Below are 514 nucleotides of genomic sequence, written 5' to 3' on the forward strand. Positions count from 1 at the left end.
CATCCCATCAACAAACAGTATTTAATGGTGGCTATTTATTTTTACAAAATATTTATCATGAACTTAAGCTAAATCAATTGTGTGATAATATAAGTAAAAAATATAGATTTAATTTTGATCTTAATCAAATTTTATCAAGATTAGTTTATGATCGCATTTTATTCCCAAGAAGTAAAAAGGCAATGTTTGATCATCGCCAAATTTATATTGAACAATCAAATTTTGAATTACATCACATTTATCGTGCATTAGAAATATTCGCTAATGAAAGTGACTATATACAAGGTGAACTATACAAACAATCTACTAAAATTATAGATAGAAATACAGATGTACTTTATTATGACTGCACGAATTATTTTTTTGAAATAGAGGCGGCTGATGATTTTAGAAAATACGGTAAATCAAAAGAACATCGACCTAATCCAATTGTTCAAATGGGCTTATTTATGGATGGTAATGGTTTGCCACTGGCTTTTTCAATGACACCTGGTAATCAGAATGAACAAACAAC

Annotated in this window: 1 protein-coding gene; it reads left to right on the forward strand. The window is 28.2% G+C overall.

Annotated elements, in window-relative coordinates; all coding sequences use genetic code 11:
* The coding region (locus AC5EAH_RS08220) for an IS1634 family transposase (protein ID WP_493494292.1) at window positions 1-514 on the forward strand (514 nt) is incomplete at both ends.

This window comes from Staphylococcus sp. B1(2026) (genome assembly GCF_058895785.1).